The sequence below is a fragment of the Pseudorhizobium flavum genome (genome assembly GCF_044142885.1).
Lineage (GTDB): Bacteria > Pseudomonadota > Alphaproteobacteria > Rhizobiales > Rhizobiaceae > Neorhizobium > Neorhizobium flavum.
Genome location: NZ_JBIOKZ010000002.1, coordinates 427,136 through 447,620, shown reverse-complemented (window position 1 = coordinate 447,620; position 20,485 = coordinate 427,136). Strand labels below are relative to the sequence as shown.

General features: G+C 61.6%; 23 protein-coding genes. 9 read left to right on the top strand and 14 right to left on the bottom strand.

The genetic code is table 11. The annotated features are described in order from the left end of the window. Positions 1 to 50: 50 nt before the first annotated feature. The 4 genes from murI to ACEPP2_RS05635 form a co-directional block, all read right to left on the bottom strand. Entirely contained in the window at positions 51 to 851 is an 801-nt protein-coding gene (gene murI / locus ACEPP2_RS05650; protein ID WP_395516038.1) for a glutamate racemase, read from the bottom strand. After that, the gene (locus tag ACEPP2_RS05645; protein ID WP_142587837.1) at positions 838 to 1,653 is read right to left on the bottom strand and encodes an RNA methyltransferase; all 816 of its coding nucleotides are present in this window, start codon (positions 1,651 to 1,653) and stop codon (positions 838 to 840) included. Before ACEPP2_RS05645 ends, murI begins: the two co-directional genes overlap by 14 nt. Positions 1,654 to 1,721: 68 nt before the next feature. After that, complete coding sequence (locus ACEPP2_RS05640; protein ID WP_077546521.1) at positions 1,722 to 2,333, bottom strand: LysE family translocator; 612 nt, start codon at positions 2,331 to 2,333, stop codon at positions 1,722 to 1,724. Positions 2,334 to 2,369: 36 nt separating this feature from the next. Next, entirely contained in the window at positions 2,370 to 3,218 is an 849-nt protein-coding gene (locus ACEPP2_RS05635; protein ID WP_395516037.1) for a cell envelope integrity EipB family protein, read from the bottom strand. 114 nt (positions 3,219 to 3,332) lie between these two features. Here ACEPP2_RS05635 and ACEPP2_RS05630 point away from each other — a divergent pair, with 114 nt between their 5' ends. The 4 genes from ACEPP2_RS05630 to ACEPP2_RS05615 are packed head-to-tail and all read left to right on the top strand — an operon-like array spanning position 3,333 to position 6,166. Continuing rightward, entirely contained in the window at positions 3,333 to 3,803 is a 471-nt protein-coding gene (locus ACEPP2_RS05630) for a RidA family protein (protein WP_142587839.1), read from the top strand. Next, entirely contained in the window at positions 3,800 to 4,525 is a 726-nt protein-coding gene (locus tag ACEPP2_RS05625; RefSeq protein WP_395516036.1) for a glycerophosphodiester phosphodiesterase, read from the top strand. The genes ACEPP2_RS05630 and ACEPP2_RS05625 overlap by 4 nt, the downstream gene beginning before the upstream one ends. Before the next feature lies 1 nt (position 4,526). Beyond that, the gene (locus ACEPP2_RS05620) at positions 4,527 to 5,744 is read left to right on the top strand and encodes a GNAT family N-acetyltransferase (RefSeq protein WP_395516035.1); all 1,218 of its coding nucleotides are present in this window, start codon (positions 4,527 to 4,529) and stop codon (positions 5,742 to 5,744) included. Next, complete coding sequence (locus tag ACEPP2_RS05615; protein ID WP_077546525.1) at positions 5,741 to 6,166, top strand: HIT family protein; 426 nt, start codon at positions 5,741 to 5,743, stop codon at positions 6,164 to 6,166. The genes ACEPP2_RS05620 and ACEPP2_RS05615 overlap by 4 nt, the downstream gene beginning before the upstream one ends. A 56-nt stretch (positions 6,167 to 6,222) precedes the next feature. On the opposite strand, the gene ACEPP2_RS05610 is transcribed toward ACEPP2_RS05615, so the two are convergent. From ACEPP2_RS05610 to ACEPP2_RS05570, 9 genes are all read right to left on the bottom strand, one after another. Beyond that, positions 6,223 to 7,080: an urea carboxylase-associated family protein gene (locus ACEPP2_RS05610; RefSeq protein WP_395516034.1), complete on the bottom strand. Its 858-nt coding sequence runs from the start codon at positions 7,078 to 7,080 to the stop codon at positions 6,223 to 6,225. Positions 7,081 to 7,130: 50 nt separating this feature from the next. After that, the gene (locus tag ACEPP2_RS05605) at positions 7,131 to 7,469 is read right to left on the bottom strand and encodes an AzlD domain-containing protein (protein WP_142587841.1); all 339 of its coding nucleotides are present in this window, start codon (positions 7,467 to 7,469) and stop codon (positions 7,131 to 7,133) included. Further along, positions 7,459 to 8,220, bottom strand: coding sequence for an AzlC family ABC transporter permease (locus ACEPP2_RS05600; RefSeq protein WP_395516033.1), 762 nt, complete (start codon positions 8,218 to 8,220; stop codon positions 7,459 to 7,461). Before ACEPP2_RS05600 ends, ACEPP2_RS05605 begins: the two co-directional genes overlap by 11 nt. A gap of 83 nt (positions 8,221 to 8,303) precedes the next feature. Next, entirely contained in the window at positions 8,304 to 10,823 is a 2,520-nt protein-coding gene (gene clpA, locus ACEPP2_RS05595; protein ID WP_395516032.1) for an ATP-dependent Clp protease ATP-binding subunit ClpA, read from the bottom strand. Between the two features lie 9 nt (positions 10,824 to 10,832). Then, a complete protein-coding gene (gene clpS / locus ACEPP2_RS05590) occupies positions 10,833 to 11,186 on the bottom strand; it encodes an ATP-dependent Clp protease adapter ClpS (RefSeq protein WP_052642018.1) in 354 nt (117 codons plus the stop codon). Positions 11,187 to 11,413: 227 nt separating this feature from the next. Continuing rightward, a complete protein-coding gene (locus ACEPP2_RS05585; RefSeq protein ID WP_281978383.1) occupies positions 11,414 to 11,764 on the bottom strand; it encodes a phasin family protein in 351 nt (116 codons plus the stop codon). Between the two features lie 103 nt (positions 11,765 to 11,867). Next, positions 11,868 to 12,071, bottom strand: a complete 204-nt coding sequence (locus ACEPP2_RS05580) for a DUF3126 family protein (protein ID WP_052638625.1) — start codon at positions 12,069 to 12,071, stop codon at positions 11,868 to 11,870. Positions 12,072 to 12,196: 125 nt separating this feature from the next. Next, a complete protein-coding gene (gene cysE / locus ACEPP2_RS05575) occupies positions 12,197 to 13,021 on the bottom strand; it encodes a serine O-acetyltransferase (protein ID WP_077546531.1) in 825 nt (274 codons plus the stop codon). A gap of 113 nt (positions 13,022 to 13,134) precedes the next feature. Then, positions 13,135 to 13,911, bottom strand: a complete 777-nt coding sequence (locus ACEPP2_RS05570) for an alpha/beta fold hydrolase (RefSeq protein WP_281978384.1) — start codon at positions 13,909 to 13,911, stop codon at positions 13,135 to 13,137. A 148-nt stretch (positions 13,912 to 14,059) separates the two neighbouring features. Between ACEPP2_RS05570 and ACEPP2_RS05565 the strand changes: the two genes are divergently transcribed. Further along, entirely contained in the window at positions 14,060 to 14,305 is a 246-nt protein-coding gene (locus tag ACEPP2_RS05565; protein ID WP_077546887.1) for a zinc-finger domain-containing protein, read from the top strand. 17 nt (positions 14,306 to 14,322) lie between these two features. Continuing rightward, positions 14,323 to 15,486, top strand: coding sequence for an FAD-dependent monooxygenase (locus ACEPP2_RS05560; protein ID WP_281978385.1), 1,164 nt, complete (start codon positions 14,323 to 14,325; stop codon positions 15,484 to 15,486). Between the two features lies 1 nt (position 15,487). Here the strand turns inward: ACEPP2_RS05560 and ACEPP2_RS05555 are convergent, their stop codons facing one another. After that, entirely contained in the window at positions 15,488 to 16,678 is a 1,191-nt protein-coding gene (locus ACEPP2_RS05555) for a cystathionine beta-lyase (protein WP_077546534.1), read from the bottom strand. Between the two features lie 328 nt (positions 16,679 to 17,006). On the opposite strand from ACEPP2_RS05555, the gene ACEPP2_RS05550 reads away from it, so the two are divergent. From ACEPP2_RS05550 to ACEPP2_RS05540, 3 genes are all read left to right on the top strand, one after another. Further along, a complete protein-coding gene (locus ACEPP2_RS05550; RefSeq protein ID WP_052638630.1) occupies positions 17,007 to 18,029 on the top strand; it encodes an amino acid ABC transporter substrate-binding protein in 1,023 nt (340 codons plus the stop codon). A gap of 95 nt (positions 18,030 to 18,124) precedes the next feature. Continuing rightward, complete coding sequence (locus ACEPP2_RS05545; protein ID WP_395516031.1) at positions 18,125 to 19,318, top strand: amino acid ABC transporter permease; 1,194 nt, start codon at positions 18,125 to 18,127, stop codon at positions 19,316 to 19,318. Between the two features lie 3 nt (positions 19,319 to 19,321). Further along, positions 19,322 to 20,479 (top strand): amino acid ABC transporter permease, encoded by a 1,158-nt coding sequence (locus ACEPP2_RS05540; protein ID WP_395516030.1) that lies wholly within the window; start codon positions 19,322 to 19,324, stop codon positions 20,477 to 20,479. The last annotated feature ends 6 nt before the right edge of the window (positions 20,480 to 20,485 follow it).

Sequence of the window (20,485 nt, the reverse complement as noted above, 5' to 3'; positions counted from 1 at the left end):
CAGCAAGCCACCGTTGCTGTCCCTTTGCAAGGTGCTGCCACCCAGCCGGCTCAGGAGCGCAGGCCGAAGCCCTGCATCAGCCGCCGGATGGCAGGATCCGGGTTGCCGGAAGTAAAGACCGCGTTATCAGGTTCCGTCGGCATCGGCTCGTGTGGCCGTCGCTCCTTCGGCAGTAGAGACAGCGCCCGCCGCGCGATTGCCTCGGCAGGATCGATCCAGTCGACCGGCCAGGGCGCGGTCTTGCGCATCCGGTTGACCAGGAAGGGATAGTGCGTGCAGGCAAGGACCACGATGTCGGTCCGGCGCCCGTCCTGCTCTATGAAACACGGGGCTATCTCGTCTCGGACGGCCGACTCGTCGACGAAGCCTTCGCGCATATATGTTTCGGCCAGTCCGGCAAGACGCTCGCTGCCTACGAGGCGCACATGCACCTTTGAGGCCCAGTCCCCTATGAGATCTCGGGTGTACTGTCGCTTAACGGTCCCCGGCGTGGCCAGCACAGAGATCAGGCCGGATCGGGTCCGCTCCGCAGCCGGCTTGATTGCCGGTACGGTTCCCACGAAGGGGGTCTGTGGGAAGGCAGACCTCAGATCGCCAAGCACGAGGGTCGAGGCCGTATTGCAAGCGATGACCGCGATCTCCGGATCATACCGCTCGATGAGATCGCCGAACAGGGTGACGATCCGCTCGCGCAACTGCTCCTCGTCCCAGCCGCCATAGGGAAAGCCGGCATCGTCCGCGACGTAGACGAAGCGGCGCTCCGGCATCAGCACCCGCGCCTCGCGCAGGACCGTAAGACCGCCGATGCCCGAATCGAACATCAGCACCGGCTTCGGATCAGACGTCGTCATTCTCCGGCGCCTCCCCGGCGCTGCCGGTCTTCTTCGGCCATCGCCGCGGGAACCGGTCCAGCGACGAAATCACCCCGCGAAAGACGCTGATCTCCTGCTCGCTGAAGCCGCGACGCGAAATGACGGCGCGGAGATTGTCGACCATCTTCGGCTTCTTCGCCGGCGGATGAAAATAGCCGCGCGCATCGAGCGCCTCTTCCAGATGCTCGAACAGGCCAAAGACCTGCGCCTTGGTTGACGGCCGCTGCTCGACAGGCTGGAAGGGTGTGGCCGCCACGTCGTCCAGACCCGTCTTCATCCACTCATAGGACATCAGCAGAACCGCCTGCGCTATGTTCAGCGACGCGAATGCAGGATTGACGGGAAAAGTGACGATTTCGTCTGCCAGCGCCACCTCTTCGTTAGTGAGGCCCCAACGCTCGCGGCCGAAGAGGATACCGGTCTTCTCCCCTGCCCTGAACTTCTCGCGCAGCGTGGTTGCCGCGACAACCGGCGACCGGACCGGTTTGAAGCCGTAGCGCTCCCTTGCGGTCGTGGCGTAGACGAAGTTCAAATCCTCGATCGCCTCCTCCAGGGTCTCGAAAACGCGGGTCTGGTCGATTACATGGTCGGCCTTGGAAGCCGCCGAGCGCGCCTTCTCGCTCGGCCAGCCATCACGTGGATTGACCAGCCGCAGTTCGGCCAGTCCGAAATTGGCCATGGCGCGCGCCACCATGCCGATATTTTCGCCCAGTTGAGGCTCGACCAGGATAATGGCCGGACCTTCGGCTATGAGTTCGCGCTCGCTGTTTGTGCCTGACATTCTTCAACCCGATCCTTCGGGCGCCGCAATAGCGGTCGCGAGGCGGAACGGCAAGGCCTGTGCCGCGCTCAGCGCTCGGCCAGCGCCAGCTTCGCGCCCATGGCCACGAAGGCCGCAGCGAACGTGCGACGCATCCAGGTGACCACCGCAGGGCGTGAGATCACGTGTCGCCGCATCAGCGCAGCAAAGACGCCATAGCCGACGAAGACGATGAAGGTGAGCGCCATAAACACGCCACTCAGCACCAGCATCTTTGGCAGCGCGCCGGCCTGCGTCGGGCTGACGAACTGCGGCAGGAAGGCGAAGAAGAAGATCGAAAGCTTCGGGTTCAGGATGTTGAGAAGGATGCCGTCTACGATCGTCTGGCGAAGCGAACGCGGCGCGCGCTCCTCGTCGACACTGAGCGTCCCGCGATCCATGATCGTTCGCCAGGCCATGTAGAGCAGGTAGGCGACGCCGAGATACTTGATGATCTCGAAGGCGAGTGCGCTGGCATGCAGGACGGCCGCGAGACCGGTCACGGCTGCGGCAATATGCGGGACGATCCCCAGCGTGCAGGCCAGTGCCGCGACGATGCTGGCCCTTGCGCCACGCGAGAGGCCTGCCGCCAGCGTGTAAAGGACACCGGTGCCAGGCGAGGCAACGATCACGAGTGACGTCAGGAGGAATTCAATGCTCATGCGCGTTCCCCTTCATGGACGGCGGCCGGTTAATCTCTACGGACGCGGTTTGGTCTGGTCACAATTCGGCTTGTCGAGGAGGTCTAACCTCGAAAGGCTTCCGCTGAGGACGAAGTCGCCATAATCCATGGTGAGGTCCCGGGTAATACCGTTATCGTAAAGCTTGAATGACATGGAATAGACCGGAGTCGTGTCACCCGACCCGCCGTCGTTGAAATACGCGATCGAGACGGGCCAATACGCCGCGTCGGCGAACTCGCCTGCCTTCGCGGCGTCACCTGCATCCTCCTTCTGCGGCTGCTGCTGGGGCCCGATCACCGTATTGGTGATCATGCTCTGGTCACCGTTCTCCGATCCGTCGAAGATGCGGGCTTCGAAGAAGCGATTTCCGTTGCGGGCATTCCGGATGACTTCCAGCATGTGTTCGGTCGGGAAAGCGCTCGCTGTCAGCTCAACCTCCCGCGGATCAGGGAGATCGATCGCCACCTTCACTTTCGAATCCGCCTCCGTTGCGGCCCCGCTCACTTCCTTGTCCAGTTGCTCGTCCGTGAAGGACTTCGTCTCGAAGCGGAACTCACCCTTTTCGGTGTCTTCGAATGTCGTCGTCTGCTGGTCGGTGAGTCGGGTGTCCTCGCCGGTGTTGATGCGTGTCACGAAACGGAAGTTGGTGGTGAAGCCGGTGCATGCGGATCCGGTGAACTCGTAGACCATACGTCCGCTCAGTCCCTCTATACCGGAGCGGTCTGAGGCGTCCTTCAGCTTCAGATCATAGACCGCGCGATGCGGGAGGAGTCCCGCGGCGCCTTCGACACCGGCCAGTGCCGGCACGGACGCTCCCGCGGCCAGACCGAAGGCGAGGATCGCTACGCGTCCATGGTCGATCATTCATTATCTCCTGTTGGACTCACCGTGGGTGTTATATGAACGCCATCCAGCAAGGCTATGCCTCTTTGAATGCCGGATTTTCAAGCCGTTTACAACAAACACTGGGAGTCGATCATGTCTGAAGCCATCGAGAACCGCCTGAAGGAGAAGGGCATCGTCCTGCCGGCAGCGGCTGCGCCCGCTGCAAACTACGTCCCCTACACGATCAGCGGCAATACGCTCTATCTCTCCGGACAGTTGCCGATCGAAAACGGCAAAGTTGCGGTCACGGGGCTGGTGGGTCGTGACGTCGATGTTCCGGGTGCCCAGCGCGCCGCCGAGCTCTGCGCCATCAACATCCTCGCTCAGGCCAAGGCGGCGCTCGGTGGAGATCTCGGGCGCATTCGCCGCATCCTCAAGCTCAACGGTTTCGTCGCCTCCATGCCTGACTTCACGGAGCAGCACCTCGTCATCAACGGGGCATCCAACCTGATCGCCGACATCCTGGGCAACGCCGGCAAGCACGCCCGGGCTGCAGTCGGCATGGCGGCTCTGCCGCTCAATGCATCGGTGGAAATCGACGCAATCATCGAGATCGAAGCATGACCACTGCCGCCTGGATCAAGGACGTGCCAGTCGCCCACCGCGGCTATCACGACATGAACAAGACCGTCTGGGAGAACACGCTCTCGGCCTTTTCCCGCGCCGTCGAGGCGGGATTTGCCGTCGAATGCGATCTGCAGCTTGCCGCAGACAGCGTGCCGGTCGTGTTTCACGATCACGATCTTGAACGCCTTTGCGGCATCAAGGGCGATGTGCGCGAGCGCACCTCAGCAGAACTCGGCATGCTTGCCGTCGGCGGCACCTCGGACAAGATCCCCACCCTCAGGCAGATGCTGAAGCTGGTCGCCGGACGCGTACCGCTCGTCATCGAGATCAAGGGACGTCCCGGCGAGGATGACGGCTTCGCCGAAGCCGTGCTGGAGGCACTGGAAGGCTATGAGGGCAAGGTGGCGCTGATGAGCTTCGACCACCATATCCTCAAGGACCTCAAGAAGGCGGGTTCACCCCACCCTGTGGGGCTGACCGCCGAGGGCGTGAAGCCGGAAGACCTCTTCGCGCATGACGACGCGATGCATCTCGGACTGGATTTCATCTCCTATTTCCACGGTCACCTTCCTAACAGCTTTGTCACCGCACAGAGACAGGCCGGCATTCCGGTCATTACCTGGACCGTCAGGGATGAAAATGCCCGGGCGCATACCTATACTCATGCGGACCAGATGACCTTCGAGGGCTTCGACCCCAGGGAGACCGCTTCCGCATAGGATGACAGAACCGCTCTCCATCCGCATCGAGAAGAGCTTTGCCGCGATCACGCCGGAACGCTGGTCGCGGCTCGCCGGCACATCGAGATCCGGCCACGGCATCTACAATCCGTTCCTGTCGCACGCCTACCTGTCGGCCATGGAGGAATCCGGGTCGGCTATCGCCAAGACAGGCTGGCTCGGACATCACACGCTGCTGGAGGACGCCGCGGGCACGCTGCTTGGCGCCATCCCGGGCTACCTCAAGAGCCACAGCCAGGGCGAATACGTCTTCGACCATGGCTGGGCTGACGCCTTCGAACGCGCCGGCGGCCAGTACTATCCGAAGATCCAGTGCAGCATCCCCTTCACGCCGGCGACCGGCCCGCGCCTGCTCGTATCGGAGGGGCAGGATGAAGCGTCCGTTCGAGCCACCCTGGCAGCAGGTCTCCAGCAGGTGACACGACAGCTCGGCGTCTCTTCCGCCCATGTCACCTTCCTGCCGGAGGAAGAACTGCCCTTCTTCAAGGAGGCCGGCTACCTGCACCGGACCGACCAGCAGTTCCACTTCATCAATGCCGGCTATGCCGACCACGACGCCTTCCTCGACACACTCGCGTCGCGCAAGCGGAAAGCCCTGAAGAAGGAACGTCGGACGGCGGTGGAGGACGGCATTACCATCGACTGGCTGACCGGCAGCGATCTCACCGAAGACATCTGGGACCAGTTCTTCGCCTTCTACATGGACACCGGCAGCCGCAAGTGGGGCCGTCCCTACCTCACCCGCAGTTTCTACTCGCTGATCGGCGAGCGCATCGCTGACGACATCCTGCTGGTGATGGCGAAGCGCGCCGGCCGCTATATTGCCGGCGCCATCAACTTCATCGGCGGCGACGCCCTATATGGCCGTCACTGGGGGTGCATCGAGGATCACCCCTTCCTTCATTTCGAAGTCTGCTATCATCAGGCGATCGATTTCGCTCTCGCCAGGGGGCTGAAGCGGGTCGAGGCCGGTGCGCAGGGCGAGCACAAGCTGGCGCGCGGATACCTGCCGGTGACGACGCACTCGGCGCACTACATTGCCCATCTGGGCTTGAGGCGGGCGGTGGCCGACTATCTCGAGCGGGAGCGCCGTGACGTGGAGCACGTCGGCGAATACCTCGAGGCGCATAGCCCCTTCCGAAAGGGAGAACGACAGCAGCAAGGACCATCAAGAGACGAAGGAGAGGATTGCCAATGAGCGGCCAGATCTATGACGACAACAACATCTTCGCGAAGATCCTGCGCGGCGAGATCCCGTGCCACAAGGTCTACGAGGACGACGATACGCTGGCTTTCATGGATGTGATGCCGCAGGCTCCCGGTCACCTGCTGGTGGTACCGAAATCGCCGTCTCGCAACCTCCTCGACGCAGACCCGGCGGCATTATCGAAGACCATCCCGGTTGTCCAGAAGCTCGCGAAGGCGGCAAAGGAAGCCTTCGACGCCGACGGGATCTTCATCGCCCAGTTCAACGAGCCGGCCGCCGGTCAGACGGTCTATCACCTGCACTTCCACGTCATCCCACGCCGCGAAGGCGAGCCGCTGAAGCCGCATTCTGGCAAGATGGAAGACGGTGACATCCTGAAGGCCAACGCCGAGAAGATCAGGGCCGCCCTGTAAGGCATACTCGCAAACCAGAAGGGAGGCTCAGCCTCCCTTTTTTCAACGCACGGATGTCAGACCGGGCTCACATAGCCGTTCCGGTCCGGAAACGGCCAGTCCGACAGGAGGTCCCTGTCCGGCCGGAAAACGTCCACCTTCAAGGGATAGCAGGCGGCCACATCGCTCGAATGCGAGCTGCCACAGTCTCCTCCCGGGCAGGCGGAGAGAGCACCCAGCAGGTCGATCTCGGCGAAGAACTCCAGGTAGTCCCCCGGCCGCACTGGGCTCGCCTTCATGAAGTACTGGTGCGTGTCCTTCGTGAAGCCGGTGCACATGAAGACGTTCAGGACGTCGTGGACATGCGGTTCCGCCTCCTTGAACGACATCCCCCGGGCAGAAGACAGTGCGCGGCAAAGGTTGGAATGGCAGCAGTTGTGATAGTCGCCGCCGCTCAAGAGCCGGTTCGTGTAGGGATCGCAGCGCGTGCCGATGACATCATGCACGCCTGCACCATCATCGTCCCAGCCATACCAACCGAGCGTATCGTGGGTGATGGTGGCCATGGGCCGCAGCGACGGCAGCGTGCTCCATAGCCGATCACCGACGGACACGTGTGTCGCGTGCAGCGCCCTGGTCTTGCCGCTGAAGAACCGTTCATTGAGGTCGTGGGCGTTCCACAGGTTGAGATCCCCGACCTGCGGCCCCTCAATGCTGACGACGCGGAAGAAATGCCCCCTCGGCACCGTAAATGTGCGCCCGTCACGCGGCGGCACGATCACCTCGTCGATCTTCTCCAGCGTCTCCCGGGCCTTCCCCAGCCTGGCTAGGTCCGGCGCCGCCAGCGTCCCGTTCGGATAAACCACTACGGGCTTTTTCGAGCGGCGCTCGGCCGCGTCGGCGGGTTCTGCTGGGCGACGTATTCTGTCTGTCATGGGGATTCCGTATGGGTGAGGCATGGTGTGGATTGGCAGGTTGGGTAGCGCTAGAAGCCAAGCCAGTAAAGACCAAGGCCCAGGAGTAGGGTAGAGGTGACGACTGCAACGCCGATCCGCTGCCCCGCGATCAGGAATGCACCAAACCCCACCCCGGCAGCAAAAAGTCGCAGCCAGAGCGGCGACTCGGCAAGCGTTCCAGTGGGGAAGACGATGAGCTTGGCGGTCACGGCCATCACCAGGGCCGTGGCAACCGCCCTCACCCAGTGTAGCGCCTCGGAATCCTCGTCCAGCCTGTTGCCAGCCAGGACCCCGAGCCACCGCCAGATGTCGGTTGCCAGCCAGCCGGCGACGGCGATCACGATATAGGGCCACCACTCATCGCCCATGCAGCTTCTCCGCCTGAACCGCCCGCTTTCGTCCCCGGATCCAGAAGCGATCGATGACATAGGCGAGCGTCCCACCGCCAATGCCCGCATAGAGAACGTCAAATCCCGGTGACACCAGTGCCAGCAGCGGCCCGGAAGCCACCCCGATGACAAAGGCAAGCCGGACAACCGCCTGCCGGGCCGTCGCCCAGATGGATGCGAGGAAATAGACCGGCGTCAGCATGAACAATGAACCTGAGACAACCGGCGGAAACGCTTCCACCACTCCATAGCAGACGGCGACGATCAGCGTGTTGGTCAGCGTCAACGTTATACCAAATCCGGCGAAGAAGGTCGCCCGATGCTCCCGCGGCACGTCCCGGAGACGCTGCGTTGCGAAAACCCAGGCCGTGATGGCGACGAAGTGCGACAACAGCAGGAGCAGCCAGGTAGGAGTACGCTCCGTCCGCATCTCCGGAACCAGCGACGCCACCATCGGCATCATGCGGATGGACGACAGCGTCACGGCGACGAAGCACGCGGCAATGTGAGCGCCGCTCGCCATCATGCCGACGAGGATCATCTTCGCCGGCAGCGCCCAGATCGAGATGGTCATGAAGATGGCTTCGCCTCGCGAGATTCCCGATTCGAAGGCAAAGGCGCTGAATCCGACGAAGGAGGTCATCAGGATGATGGCGGGCAGCGAAGTGATGCCCCGCATCCCGGTCAGGAACCAGAAGGAGGCGGACTGCGTATCACTGCTTGGCGACATTAGGAAACCGAAGGCAAGGCGGACTGGCCGCAGGAAAAGGCAATGCCGGGCAAGATACCCGGCACTGCCATTTTATGGGTACGTTACTTCGACTTCGGCACGCGTGGCACAATGCTGCCCTTGCGAGGTGGCGTCTGCGGCGCCTCCTCAGAGGCCGTCACGTCGGCTTCAGCCATCGGCCTGGCGGGTTCGCCATCATCCCTGCCCTTGGACTTCTTTGCGGGACGCGACTTCTTCGCCTTCGCGCCAGCCTCTTCCGAAGCCTCTTCGACTTCGGCTTCCGGCTTCGGCTTCACCGGCACGGCTTCCGGGATGCACTCCAGGATCAGGCCGTCTGTGCCATCTTCCTGCTTGCCGACCGTTACGTGAACGACGCCACCCTTGCGCAGCTTGCCAAACAGAATCTCGTTGGCGAGCGGCTTCTTGATGTGCTCCTGGATGACACGCGCCAGTGGCCGTGCGCCCATGCGCTCGTCATAGCCCTTGTCCGCCAGCCAGGCGATTGCATCGGGCTGCAGGTCGAACGTGACGTTGCGTTCGGAGAGCTGCGTTTCCAGTTGCATGACGAACTTCTGAACGACCTGGTGGATCACCTCCGTCGGCAGCGGCGCAAATGGGATCGTCGCGTCGAGACGGTTGCGGAATTCCGGCGTGAACAGGCGGTTGAGCGCCTCTTCATCCTCGCCCGTGCGCTTGGAGGAACCGAAGCCGATCGCGGCCTTGGCCATTTCCGAAGCGCCCGCATTGGTCGTCATGATCAGGATGACGTTGCGGAAGTCGATCTTCTTGCCGTTGTGGTCGGTCAGCGAACCGTGGTCCATGACCTGCAACAGGATGTTGAAGATGTCCGGATGCGCCTTCTCGATCTCGTCCAGCAAGACCACGGAATGCGGGTGCTGGTCGACGCTGTCGGTCAGCAACCCACCCTGGTCAAAGCCGACATAGCCGGGAGGCGCACCGAGCAGACGCGAGACCGTGTGCCGCTCCATGTATTCCGACATGTCGAAGCGCAGCAGTTCCACGCCGAGCGACGACGCCAATTGCTTGGCGACTTCGGTCTTGCCGACGCCGGTCGGGCCGGAGAAGACGTAGGCGCCGATTGGCTTGTTCGGTTCGCGAAGGCCGGCACGGGCGAGCTTGATCGATGTCGAAAGGGCTTCGATCGCCTTGTCCTGGCCGTAGACGACCGAACGGAGTTCCTTCTCCAGGTTGGCGAGAACCATCTCGTCGTCCTTGGAAACCGTCTTCGGCGGGATCCGGGCCATGGTGGCGATCGTCGCCTCTATCTCCTTTTCGGTGATCAGTTTGCGCCGCTTCGAGGCGGGCAGCAGCATCTGCGCCGCGCCGGTTTCGTCGATCACGTCGATCGCCTTGTCCGGCAGCTTACGGTCGGAGATATAGCGGGCCGAGAGCTCGACCGCCGACTTGATCGCCTCGTTCGTGTAGCGGAGCTTGTGATACTCCTCGAAATAGGGCTTGAGCCCCTTCATGATCTCGATCGCATCATCGACAGACGGCTCGTTGACATCGATCTTCTGGAAGCGGCGGACGAGCGCCCGGTCCTTTTCGAAGAACTGCCGATACTCCTTATAGGTCGTCGAGCCTATGCAGCGGATTGCACCGGACGAGAGCGCCGGCTTCAGGAGGTTCGATGCATCCATCGCACCGCCGGACGTAGCACCCGCCCCGATAACGGTGTGGATCTCGTCGATGAACAGAACCGCGCCGGGATAATCCTCCAGTTCCTTCACCACCTGCTTCAGGCGTTCTTCGAAGTCGCCCCGATAACGGGTGCCAGCGAGCAGCGTGCCCATGTCCAGCGAGAAAATGGTGGCGTCGGCGAGTGCCTCGGGCACCTTGCCCTCGACGATGCGCTTGGCGAGACCTTCGGCGATTGCCGTCTTGCCGACGCCGGGATCGCCCACATAGAGCGGATTGTTCTTCGATCGGCGGCAAAGGACCTGGATCGTCCGGTTGACCTCGGAGTTGCGGCCGATCAGCGGATCAATGCGGCCGCCCTTGGCCTTCTCGTTGAGGTTGACACAATAGGCTTTCAGAGCCTCTGCAGGCTTCTTGCCGGATCCATCCTCCTGCTCGCGCGCCGGTTTTGCGTCGGCATCGCTTTCGTCTGCGCCGCGAGGCGGACGTATGGTAGAGGCACCGGGCCGCTTGCCGATCCCGTGGGAGATGTAGTTGACCGCGTCGTACCGGGTCATTTCCTGCTCCTGCAGGAAAAAGGCGGCATGGCTTTCGCGCTCCGCGAAGATCGCAACGAGCACGTTCGCGCCCGTGACCTCTTCCCGGCCGGATGACTGGACATGGATGACGGCGCGCTGGATCACGCGCTGGAAGCCGGATGTCGGCTTGGAATCCTCGTCGTAACCGGTGACGAGGTTGGCAAGCTCGTTGTCGACGTAGTCCATCACGGTCTTGCGCAGGGCATCGAGGTTGACGTTACAAGCACCCATGACCGCTGCTGCATCGGCATCGTCAATCAATGCCAGAAGCAGGTGCTCGAGCGTGGCATATTCATGATGCCGCTCGTTCGCATAGGTCAGTGCCTGGTGTAGCGCCTTTTCAAGACTAGGCGAAAAAGTTGGCACGTGGGCTCCTCACTTCTTTTCCATCACGCATTGGAGCGGATGCTGGTGCTGCCGGGCAAAGTCCATGACCTGGCTCACCTTCGTCTCCGCGACCTCGTACGTGTAGATTCCGCATTCCCCCACGCCATGATTATGAACGTGGAGCATGATCCGCGTGGCTGCTTCGCGATCCTTCTGGAAGAAACGCTCCAGAATGTGGATGACGAACTCCATCGGCGTGTAGTCATCATTCAACAGCAGTACGCGGTACAGATTTGGTTTCTTCGTTTTCGGCTTCGTGCGGGTGATGACGGACGTGCCGCGATTAGCGTTGTCTCCGTCGCCGCTTTTGTCATCTTGCATCAAGATCGGCCGTGCGATCATCTTCATTCATTCCCCAGTCGCCCGACGAACGCGATCGGCTCGAACGGCGGACATCAGATCGTACTAACTTAGTTCATCGGGCTGCGATTTTAAGCCCCCCTCGCCGCCGCGCAATCACTATTCCGTCCCGGACCCGCTCCAGCCGTAACTTCTCAAGTCGTCGGAATCACGAGGCCGGCGACGGATCCGTCACCGGCCTCTGAATTCCTGTGGGCTCTTCCTTCCGGTCAGGCCGCGTCGGCGGCCACAACCTCAGTCGAAACGGCTGTCGAAGGTTGCGGCTGGAGCCTGTAGCCGGTCTGGGCAAGTTGCGCATAGAGTTCGCCAAGCTTGGCTGCCTCGGCAACGAACGCATCATAGGACGACTTCATGTAGCCTGTCTGGATCTGGTAGGCTTCTTCCATGCCGCGAGCCGACATCAGCGATTCCATGAATGCAGTCATTTCGTTGAACGACCGGCGGGAATAATCGCTCGCCTCGGCCGCAATGAGTTGAAAGCCCTTGGTCATATAGGAGTAGACTTTCAGCATCTCCTCCATGGTCTCCATGCTTTTGCTGGCATTATCGAAATTGAACATAGCAGTGCCCCTTGTTCATTCGCACCCGCTCATAGAATGGCGGGCTTCCCCGTGAGTCAAGGAGTTTTGTGCAGTGCACAAAGTATACAGTCCCCACGGGGGCTCAAAGATCGACGTCGAGGATCGCCATCGAGAAATTGTACGAGCGATCGCCGTCTTCATCATCGAGGTAGACGACGCCCAGGAACTCTTCGCCAAGATAGACTTCAGCGGAATCGTCCTTCCTCGGCCGAGCCTTGACGACCATCTGCGGATTGAACATCCGCTTGAAATAGCCGTCCAGCTTCTTGATTTCGTCAGGTTTCACGATGTCTTCTCCGTAAGCGGTTCGGTTCGCGGCGCTTGTGCCATGCCATCAAGGGCAAAGTAAAGGCAGGCACCAACCCGCCGGCACTTTTCCGGCGGGGGCGGCAAGTACCTTGCCTCCATCGCTCACTCGTCGGAGGTCAGCAACTGGTCCATCAGCCGGGCCGGTTCGGAGCATCCGGCCTCCCCGACCACCTTGGCGGGAACCCCCGCCACCGTCTTCTTCGACGGTACCGACTTGAGCACGACGGACCCCGCGGCGACACGCGAGCAGGAACCGATATCGATGTTGCCGAGGATCTTGGCACCAGCCCCGATCAGCACGCCGTTGCCGATCTTCGGATGCCGATCGGCTCCTTCCTTGCCGGTACCGCCAAGCGTCACACCATGCAGGATCGAGACGTTGTCGCCGATAACTGCCGTTTCACCCACCACGAGGCCCGTGGCGTGATCGAGGAAGATTCCCTTGCCGATCCGCGCTGCCGGATTGATGTCGGTCTGGAAAACGCTTGACGCGCGGCTCTGGAGATAGAGTGCAAAGTCGCGGCGCCCGCGCGCAAGCAGCCAGTGCGCCAAACGATGTGTCTGTATCGCGTGGAAGCCCTTGAAATACAGCACCGGCTCCAGGAAGCGCAGGCAGGCGGGATCGCGATCATAGACGGCTTGGATATCCACCCGCAGGACGCTGCCCCATTCGGGCCAGTCGGCCAGCATTTCCGCGAAGGTCTGGCGAAGCAGCACGGCCTGAAGGTCGGGATGATCCAGGCGTTCGCAGATCCTGTGGATGACGCTGTCTTCCAGCGACGTGTGATTGAGGACTGTCGAGTAGAGGAAGGCCGCCAGGAGCGGATCGCTGTCGGCAGCGGCCCTCGCCTCCTGACGCATCGTGTCCCAGATGGGATCGACAGTCGCGACAGGTTCCTTCGGGCGGATCTCGGTTCTTGCGGCCATGGCCGTCTCCTCGTTTCTCTAGCCGTCGGTCATATAGAATGACGATACAGCAAGACCAATGGCAACGAAATCGCATTTCGTTGACGGCTAGATTCAATCACAGCGAACGTCGATCAGAGTTCCGCATAGAAGTCGAGCACAGCCTTCTTGAACACCTTGTCACCGACCGCCAGCATGTGGTCGCGGCCCGGGATGTCGAGCGCCCTTGCATTGGGCATCAGCGCCGCCAGTTTGTGGGGCGAACCGGCGATATCATCCTTGGTTCCGACCCCGATTAGGGTCGGGGCTTCAATCCGGCCCATATCGGCTTCTGCCACCAGGTCTCGCGAACCGCGAATGCAGGCGGCCAGCGCCTCCCGGTCGCTCCTCGTCTGCTCCGCGAACGCGCGGAACATCCTGCCGCGATCATGATCGACGTCATCGAGCGAAGGCGCCAGAAGCGCATCGGCGATCGGATCCCAGTCCCCTACGCCGTCGGTCATCCCGCTGCCGAGCCCACCCAGGACGAGCGACCTGACACGATGCGGGTGAGCGAGCGCCAGGAAGACCGATACCCGCGCGCCCATCGAATAGCCCATGACATGCGCCTCGGGTATCCGCAGGTGATCGAGAAGCGCAACGGCATCTTCGGCCATGACCCAGGGTCGGTAGGCTTCCGGGTCGCGCGGCTTGTCGCTGAGGCCATGGCCGCGGTTGTCGATCGCGATCACCCGGTATCCCGCCTCGCCCAGCGTCTTCACCCAGCCCGGATGGACCCAGTTGACCAGAGCGCTGGAGGCAAAACCGTGGATCAGAAGTACCGGGGCCCCCGCCGGGTCGCCCTCGTCCAGATAGTAGAGGTCGAGACGGTTGTGGCGGAAGGATGAAAACGGCGGAGCATTGAGGTTCATGGATTAGCCTTGGTCATAGCCGGACGCATCACGGGCATGTATTCCGGCCGCACCCGAGTTTCCAGCCTCCCGCGGCCCTTTTCCCACTACACATTCCCATGCGGGGACTATAATGTCCGCCGCCAACGACAAGCATTCGGAGACGACCATGGCCGGGCACAGCATTCCCCATTTCCAGAACGACGGCGGACATCGCATGATCGAGATCGGCGTGAAGGAGTTCATGTGCACCGGCGCCTCGGTGCCCTTCGACCATCCGCACATCTACATCGATATGGGCGACGACAGCGAAAAGGTCTGCTCCTATTGCTCTACGCTTTACCGCTACAACCCGGCACTCAGGCCTGAGCAGACGAACCCTCCGGGATGCGTCTTCCACGTCAAGGCCGCCTGACGCGAAATCACTGATCCATGTCTGTCGAAAGAGTCGCAGTCGTAGGGGCCGGAGTGGCAGGGCTCACCGCTGCGCTCTCCTTTGCGCGCCACGGGATCGAGTGCGACATCTTCGAGGAGGCGCAGGAGCTCCGGGAGGTTGGTGCAGGTCTTCAGATATCGCCCAATGCCTCGCGGATACTTGGCGAACTGGGCGTTCTGCCGGCGCTTGAGGCCACCTGGGCCGAACCTGAGCGGATCGCGCTTGTGTCGGGAACTTCGGGCCGCGACCTGGCCCATGTTCCGGTCGGCGAGTCTGCCCGGCAGCGGTGGGGCGCTCCCTATGGCGTCCTGCATCGGGCAACGCTTCAAAGTGCGTTGCTGGTGGCGGTCCGCGCCAATCCCCTCTGCAGTCTTCGCCTTGACACCCCGCTGCGTTGCGACATCCGCGCGAGCATCAAAGCCGTTTCCAATAAATCCTATCCTCTGATCATCGGCGCCGATGGTGTCTGGTCCGAGGTCCGCGAGCAGGTCCCCGGAGCTCCGGTCGCGAGCTTTTCGGGCAACGTCGCCTGGCGCTTCAACCTGCCCCAGGCGAACGTCCCCCAGTGGCTGTCACTCCGACAGGTAACCGCCTATCTCGGCCCGTCGGCACATCTCGTCGCCTATCCTCTGAAGGATACCAACAGCATCAATCTCGTCGCGATCGCGTCCGGCATCTCATCGGCAAACGTCTGGGATGCGACGGCAAGTGATGCCCAGCATCGCATGCTGTTGGCGCAATTCGGCAGGTGGGACAGACAGCTGCTTCAACTGCTCTCGTCTGCCGAAAACCCGACCTTCTGGCCGCTCCATCAAGTCTCCACAGGCCGATGGCAGAACGGCAGCGACATCGTCCTCATCGGCGATGCGGCCCATGCGATGATGCCGTTCGCGGCCCAGGGTGCTGCAATGGCGATCGAAGACGCTTTCGCTTTGGCAGCACGAGTGTCCGGCGTAACGTCGGTTGCGACGGCACTTTCCATGTTCGAGGCAGAGCGGACGAAGAGGATTGCCCGCGTTCGCGCCCGTGGAGCGTTCAACCGCTTCGCCTATCATGCCCGCGGCCCCATTCGCCTCGGGCGCGATCTGGTTCTTGCGGTAAAGCCGCCGCAGTCGCTGGCTGCGGAGCTTGACTGGCTCTACGGCTACCGGATGTCGTGAATTAGACAGCCGCTGCGGCCGCGAAGCCTGCCTCGAGATCCCTCTTCAGGTCAGCAACGTCTTCGAGCCCGATCTGCAGCCGGATGACCGGTCCATCCAGTGGTGCCTTGCGGATCGTCCGGTCCGAAAGGTTGACCGGCACCGCCAGGCTCTCATAGCCACCCCAGGAATAACCGAGCCCGAAGAGCGACAGCGTATCGAGCAAGGCATGGGCCTTCCTGCTGAAACGGCCGGCATCGTCGACCTTCAGCACGAAGGAAAAGACGCCGCTCGCTCCCTTGAAGTCGCGTTTCCAGATCTCGTGCCCCGGAAAGCTCGGCAAGGCCGGATGCAGGACCCGCGCGACGTCATCCCGGCTCTCCAGCCACCGCGCGATCTCGAGTGCGCTTTTCTGGTGATGCTCCAGTCGGACGCCCATCGTCCGCAATCCACGCAGGATCTGATAGGAATCGTCCGGCGAGCCGCATATCCCCATCGTGATGGCAGCATCATGCAGTTGCGGCCAGCACTTGGCGTTCGCGGACACCGATCCCATGATGATATCCGAGTGTCCCGACGGATATTTGGTGGTGGCATGGATGGAGATGTCAGCCCCGAAATCCAGCGGGCGGAAGTAGAGAGGCGTGGCCCATGTATTGTCCATGGTTACCACGCATCCGTGACGGTGGGCGGCCTCCGAAATTGCACGGATATCCTGCATCTCCATGGTGTTGGAGCCAGGAGCTTCCGTATGCACCAGCCTCGTGTTCGGCCGCATCAGGCTCTCGATCCCGCCGCCGATCTCGGGATCATAGTACTCGATCTCCACGCCCATCCGCCTCAGCATCGTGTTGCAGAACAGCCGGCACGGGGCATAGACGGAATCGACGATGAGTGCATGGTCGCCCGCAGAGAGGAAGGCCAGGAACGGCACCGAAATCGCTGCGAGGCCTGAGGGGACCACAATGGTTCCGGCGGAGCCTTCGAGTTCATCAAGAGCTTCGCACAGCGCGTCCGTGGTCGGCGTGCCTCGTGTTCCGTAGGTATATTTCTGCGCCCGTGTCTCCATGGCGCGGCAATCGGGGAACAGGACCGTCGATGCATGGACTACCGGGGGATTGACGAAGCCGTGATAGCTGAACGGGTCATGCCCCACATGGGCGAGACGCGTGTTGACGCCGGCGTCGGCGGACAAGGTAGACCTGTTTTTCATGTCGGAAGAGGCTCTCTGCTGGAAGGTGGCCGGATGTTGCCGCCTGTCGTGAGGCCGGTCAAGCCCGAGGCGACAGCTGCGGATGGCACCATCGCCAATGCATTTGGCAACCACTGCCTAAGGTTTGGGAGTCTGTCACTGCATTAGGCATATCAGGAAGGTTTGACTCTTTTTGGACACAATTTGAACGCCGCAGACTTGACCATGCTGGCGTTTACGACTGTGATAGCGCTCCCCGCATCCGGGAGGTTGGTGGGGCGCGGCATGGGTTCGGCTGTCGAACTTCATCGCGACGAGATTAGAAAACCAAAAGATAAAGGTTGGGAAAATGAAAAAGACGCTTCTGTCTGCCACGATTGGCGCAGCAGTCCTGGGCGCCGCCTCGGCTGCATCCGCTGCCACCCTTGACGACGTCAAGGCGAAAGGTTTCGTACAATGCGTGGTCAACACCGGGCTTGCAGGCTTCTCTGCGCCGGATGCGTCGGGGAACTGGACCGGTTTCGACGTCGACTACTGCCGCGCAATTGCTGCTGCCATCTTCAATGATCCGTCCAAGGTGAAGTTCACCCCGACCACCGCACAGACCCGCTTCACGGCACTGCAGTCGGGTGAAGGCGATGTGATGTTCCGCAACACGACGTGGACGATCAACCGCGACACGGCTCTCGGCCTCAATTTCCGTACCGTCAACTACTATGACGGTCAGGGCTTCATGGTCCCGAAGTCGCTCAACGTAAAGTCGGCGCTTGAGCTCTCCGGCGCCGCGGTCTGCGTCCAGTCTGGAACCACGACCGAACTGAACCTGGCGGACTACTTCAAGGCCAACAACCTCCAGTACAACCCGGTTGTCTTCGAAAAGCTGCCGGAAGTGAACGCCGCTTACCAGGAAGGTCGTTGCGACGTCTATACGACCGACCAGTCGGGCCTCTACTCGATCCGCCTGTCGCTCTCCAATCCTGACGAGCACATGGTCCTGCCGGAGATCATCTCCAAGGAGCCGCTCGGCCCGGCAGTCCGCCAGGGTGACGACCAGTGGTTCGACATCGTCTCCTGGAGCCATTACGCCATGGTTCAGGCTGAGGAATTCGGCATCACGCAGGCAAACGTCGACGAGATGAAGAACTCCGAGAACCCGGAAATCCGTCGTCTTCTCGGTGTTGAAGCCGATTCCAAGATCGGAACCGACCTCGGCCTCGGCAATGACTGGGCATACAACATCATCAAGCACGTCGGTAACTACGGCGAGGTGTTCGAGCGCAACATCGGCATGAGCACGCCGCTGAAGATCGAGCGCGGCCTCAATGCACTGTGGACCGATGGCGGCCTTCAGTACGCAATGCCGATCCGCTGATCGGCAATCGATCCGGGATGAGGCGGCTTCGCCTCATCCCTTCTGAACCATAAGAAAAGAAGACCCGAAAAGGGTCGAAGGGGAAATAGGCCGGCATGACCGATCACGCTGTAGCTGCGCCGCCCGCTGGACGATCGTTGACTTCGTACATCTACGATCCGAAGTTTCGCGGGCTGTTCTTTCAGGCGCTCACTCTCGTCATCACCATCTTCGTGGGTTGGTGGATATTCGACAACACGACCGAAAACCTCGCGCGTTCCAACACCGCTTCCGGTTACCAGTTCCTGAAGGGCCGTGCCGGATTCGATATCGGCCAGTCGCTGATCCCCTATACGAGCGACTCGACCTATGGCCGAGCCATTTTCGTCGGTTTCCTGAACACGCTGCTCGTTGCGGCGGTCGGGATCGTCACCGCAACGATCATCGGCTTTCTGATCGGCATCGGGCGCCTCTCCCGGAACTGGCTGATCGCCAAGCTTTGCACGATCTATGTCGAGGTGTTCCGCAACATCCCCGTGCTGCTCGTCATCTTCTTTTTCTACAAGGGGGTCCTTGGCGCACTACCGCAGGTGCGCGATTCCCTGGAACTGCCATTCAGCATGTTCCTCAACAATCGCGGTCTGGCTTTCCCCCGGCCGATATGGGGAGATAGCGCCACCCTCATCCCGATTGCCTTCGTCGTCGCAGTCATTGCCGCTCTTGTCATCGCGCGATGGGCAAAGGCGCGCCAGGCAGCGACCGGACAACCATTCCACACCGTCTGGACCGCCATGGCGCTGATCGTTGGGCTGCCATTGCTCGCATTCATCCTCGGCGGGATGCCGCTGACGTTCGACTACCCGGTTGCAGGCCGCTTCAACCTCACCGGCGGCAGCGTGATCGCGCCGGAATTCGTCGCGCTTTACCTCGCGCTCGCATTCTATACCGCGTCGTTTATCGCGGAGATCTTCCGCGCCGGCATCAAGGGCGTGCCTAAGGGCCAGACGGAAGCCGCGTCTGCGCTCGGGCTGCAGCCATCGACGACGACGAGGCTGGTCGTCATGCCGCAGGCAATGCGGATCATCATCCCGCCGCTTACGAGCCAGTACCTCAACCTGACCAAGAACTCCTCGCTCGGCATCGCCATCGGCTTTCCCGAACTCGTGGCGACCGGCGGCACGACCATGAATCAGACCGGTCAGGCAATCGAGGTCGTGTCGATCTGGCTGGCTGTGTATCTCAGCATCAGCATCGTGACGTCGATCTTCATGAACTGGTTCAACGCCAAGATGGCGCTGGTGGAAAGGTAAGTGATGAGAACGAACTCTCTCGGCTTTGTCCGCGCCGAACTCCTCGCTCCCCGCCCTGCCCCTGCCAGCGAAAGAAGCGCCATTGGCTGGATCCGCAGCAATCTCTTTGCGACCCCCAAGGACACCGCTCTGACGATCCTAGCGATCGCCCTGCTTGTCTGGACTGTCCCGGACATGCTGAACTGGCTCTTCTTCGATGCCGTCTGGAGCGGACCTGACCGAACCGCCTGCCTCACCCTTGCCCAAGGAGGCGTCCAGCCCGATGGCTGGAGTGGCGCATGCTGGGCATTCGTCAGCGAGCGTTTCGAACAGTTCATGTTTGGCCGCTACCCTATTGACGAGCGCTGGCGCCCGACCCTGGTGGCCGTGCTCTTCGCCGCTGTTCTGGCCCCCATGCTGATGCCGCGACTGCCCTACAAGGGGTGGAACGCGCTCGTTCTCTTCATCATCTTCCCGATCGTCGCCTTCTTCCTGCTGCACGGTGGTGTCTTCGGCCTGCAAAGAGTCGAGACGCCGCTCTGGGGCGGCCTGATGGTCACACTCATCCTGTCGTTCGTCGGGATCGCTGTGTCCCTGCCGATTGGGATCCTGCTCGCCCTCGGCCGACGATCGCATCTGCCGGTTATCCGGGTGATCTGCGTCACCTTCATCGAGGTGATCCGCGGCGTGCCGCTGATTACCGTCCTCTTCATGGCCAACGTCATGCTGCCGCTCTTCCTGCCGACGGGCTGGACGATCGACAACTTCCTCCGCGCCCTCGTTGGCGTGGCGCTATTCGCGTCGGCCTATATGGCCGAGGTGGTTCGCGGCGGCCTGCAGGCGATCCCGAAGGGTCAGTACGAGGGCGCCGATTCCCTCGGCCTGACCTACTGGCAGAAGACACGGCTGATCATCATGCCGCAGGCGCTCAAGCTCGTGATCCCCGGCATCGTCAACACCTTCATCGGCCTCTTCAAGGATACGTCGCTGGTGTCCATCATCGGGATGTTCGACTTGCTCGGGATCGTGCAGTTGAACTTCACCGACACGCGATGGATCACGCCGATCACGCCAAGCACCGGCCTGATCTTTGCCGGGTTCATATTCTGGTTGTTCTGCTTCGGGATGTCGCGCTACTCCGCCTTCATGGAGCGCCATCTCGACACCGGCCACAAACGATAAGACAAG

Coding starts and splice junctions, on each gene's coding strand:
- murI (WP_395516038.1), bottom strand. CDS start 851: ATGACGACGTCTGATCCGAAGCCGGTGCTGATGTTCGATTCGGGCATC.
- ACEPP2_RS05645 (WP_142587837.1), bottom strand. CDS start 1,653: ATGTCAGGCACAAACAGCGAGCGCGAACTCATAGCCGAAGGTCCGGCC.
- ACEPP2_RS05640 (WP_077546521.1), bottom strand. CDS start 2,333: ATGAGCATTGAATTCCTCCTGACGTCACTCGTGATCGTTGCCTCGCCT.
- ACEPP2_RS05635 (WP_395516037.1), bottom strand. CDS start 3,218: ATGATCGACCATGGACGCGTAGCGATCCTCGCCTTCGGTCTGGCCGCG.
- ACEPP2_RS05630 (WP_142587839.1), top strand. CDS start 3,333: ATGTCTGAAGCCATCGAGAACCGCCTGAAGGAGAAGGGCATCGTCCTG.
- ACEPP2_RS05625 (WP_395516036.1), top strand. CDS start 3,800: ATGACCACTGCCGCCTGGATCAAGGACGTGCCAGTCGCCCACCGCGGC.
- ACEPP2_RS05620 (WP_395516035.1), top strand. CDS start 4,527: ATGACAGAACCGCTCTCCATCCGCATCGAGAAGAGCTTTGCCGCGATC.
- ACEPP2_RS05615 (WP_077546525.1), top strand. CDS start 5,741: ATGAGCGGCCAGATCTATGACGACAACAACATCTTCGCGAAGATCCTG.
- ACEPP2_RS05610 (WP_395516034.1), bottom strand. CDS start 7,080: ATGACAGACAGAATACGTCGCCCAGCAGAACCCGCCGACGCGGCCGAG.
- ACEPP2_RS05605 (WP_142587841.1), bottom strand. CDS start 7,469: ATGGGCGATGAGTGGTGGCCCTATATCGTGATCGCCGTCGCCGGCTGG.
- ACEPP2_RS05600 (WP_395516033.1), bottom strand. CDS start 8,220: ATGTCGCCAAGCAGTGATACGCAGTCCGCCTCCTTCTGGTTCCTGACC.
- clpS (WP_052642018.1), bottom strand. CDS start 11,186: ATGATCGCACGGCCGATCTTGATGCAAGATGACAAAAGCGGCGACGGA.
- ACEPP2_RS05585 (WP_281978383.1), bottom strand. CDS start 11,764: ATGTTCAATTTCGATAATGCCAGCAAAAGCATGGAGACCATGGAGGAG.
- cysE (WP_077546531.1), bottom strand. CDS start 13,021: ATGGCCGCAAGAACCGAGATCCGCCCGAAGGAACCTGTCGCGACTGTC.
- ACEPP2_RS05570 (WP_281978384.1), bottom strand. CDS start 13,911: ATGAACCTCAATGCTCCGCCGTTTTCATCCTTCCGCCACAACCGTCTC.
- ACEPP2_RS05565 (WP_077546887.1), top strand. CDS start 14,060: ATGGCCGGGCACAGCATTCCCCATTTCCAGAACGACGGCGGACATCGC.
- ACEPP2_RS05560 (WP_281978385.1), top strand. CDS start 14,323: ATGTCTGTCGAAAGAGTCGCAGTCGTAGGGGCCGGAGTGGCAGGGCTC.
- ACEPP2_RS05555 (WP_077546534.1), bottom strand. CDS start 16,678: ATGAAAAACAGGTCTACCTTGTCCGCCGACGCCGGCGTCAACACGCGT.
- ACEPP2_RS05550 (WP_052638630.1), top strand. CDS start 17,007: ATGAAAAAGACGCTTCTGTCTGCCACGATTGGCGCAGCAGTCCTGGGC.
- ACEPP2_RS05545 (WP_395516031.1), top strand. CDS start 18,125: ATGACCGATCACGCTGTAGCTGCGCCGCCCGCTGGACGATCGTTGACT.
- ACEPP2_RS05540 (WP_395516030.1), top strand. CDS start 19,322: ATGAGAACGAACTCTCTCGGCTTTGTCCGCGCCGAACTCCTCGCTCCC.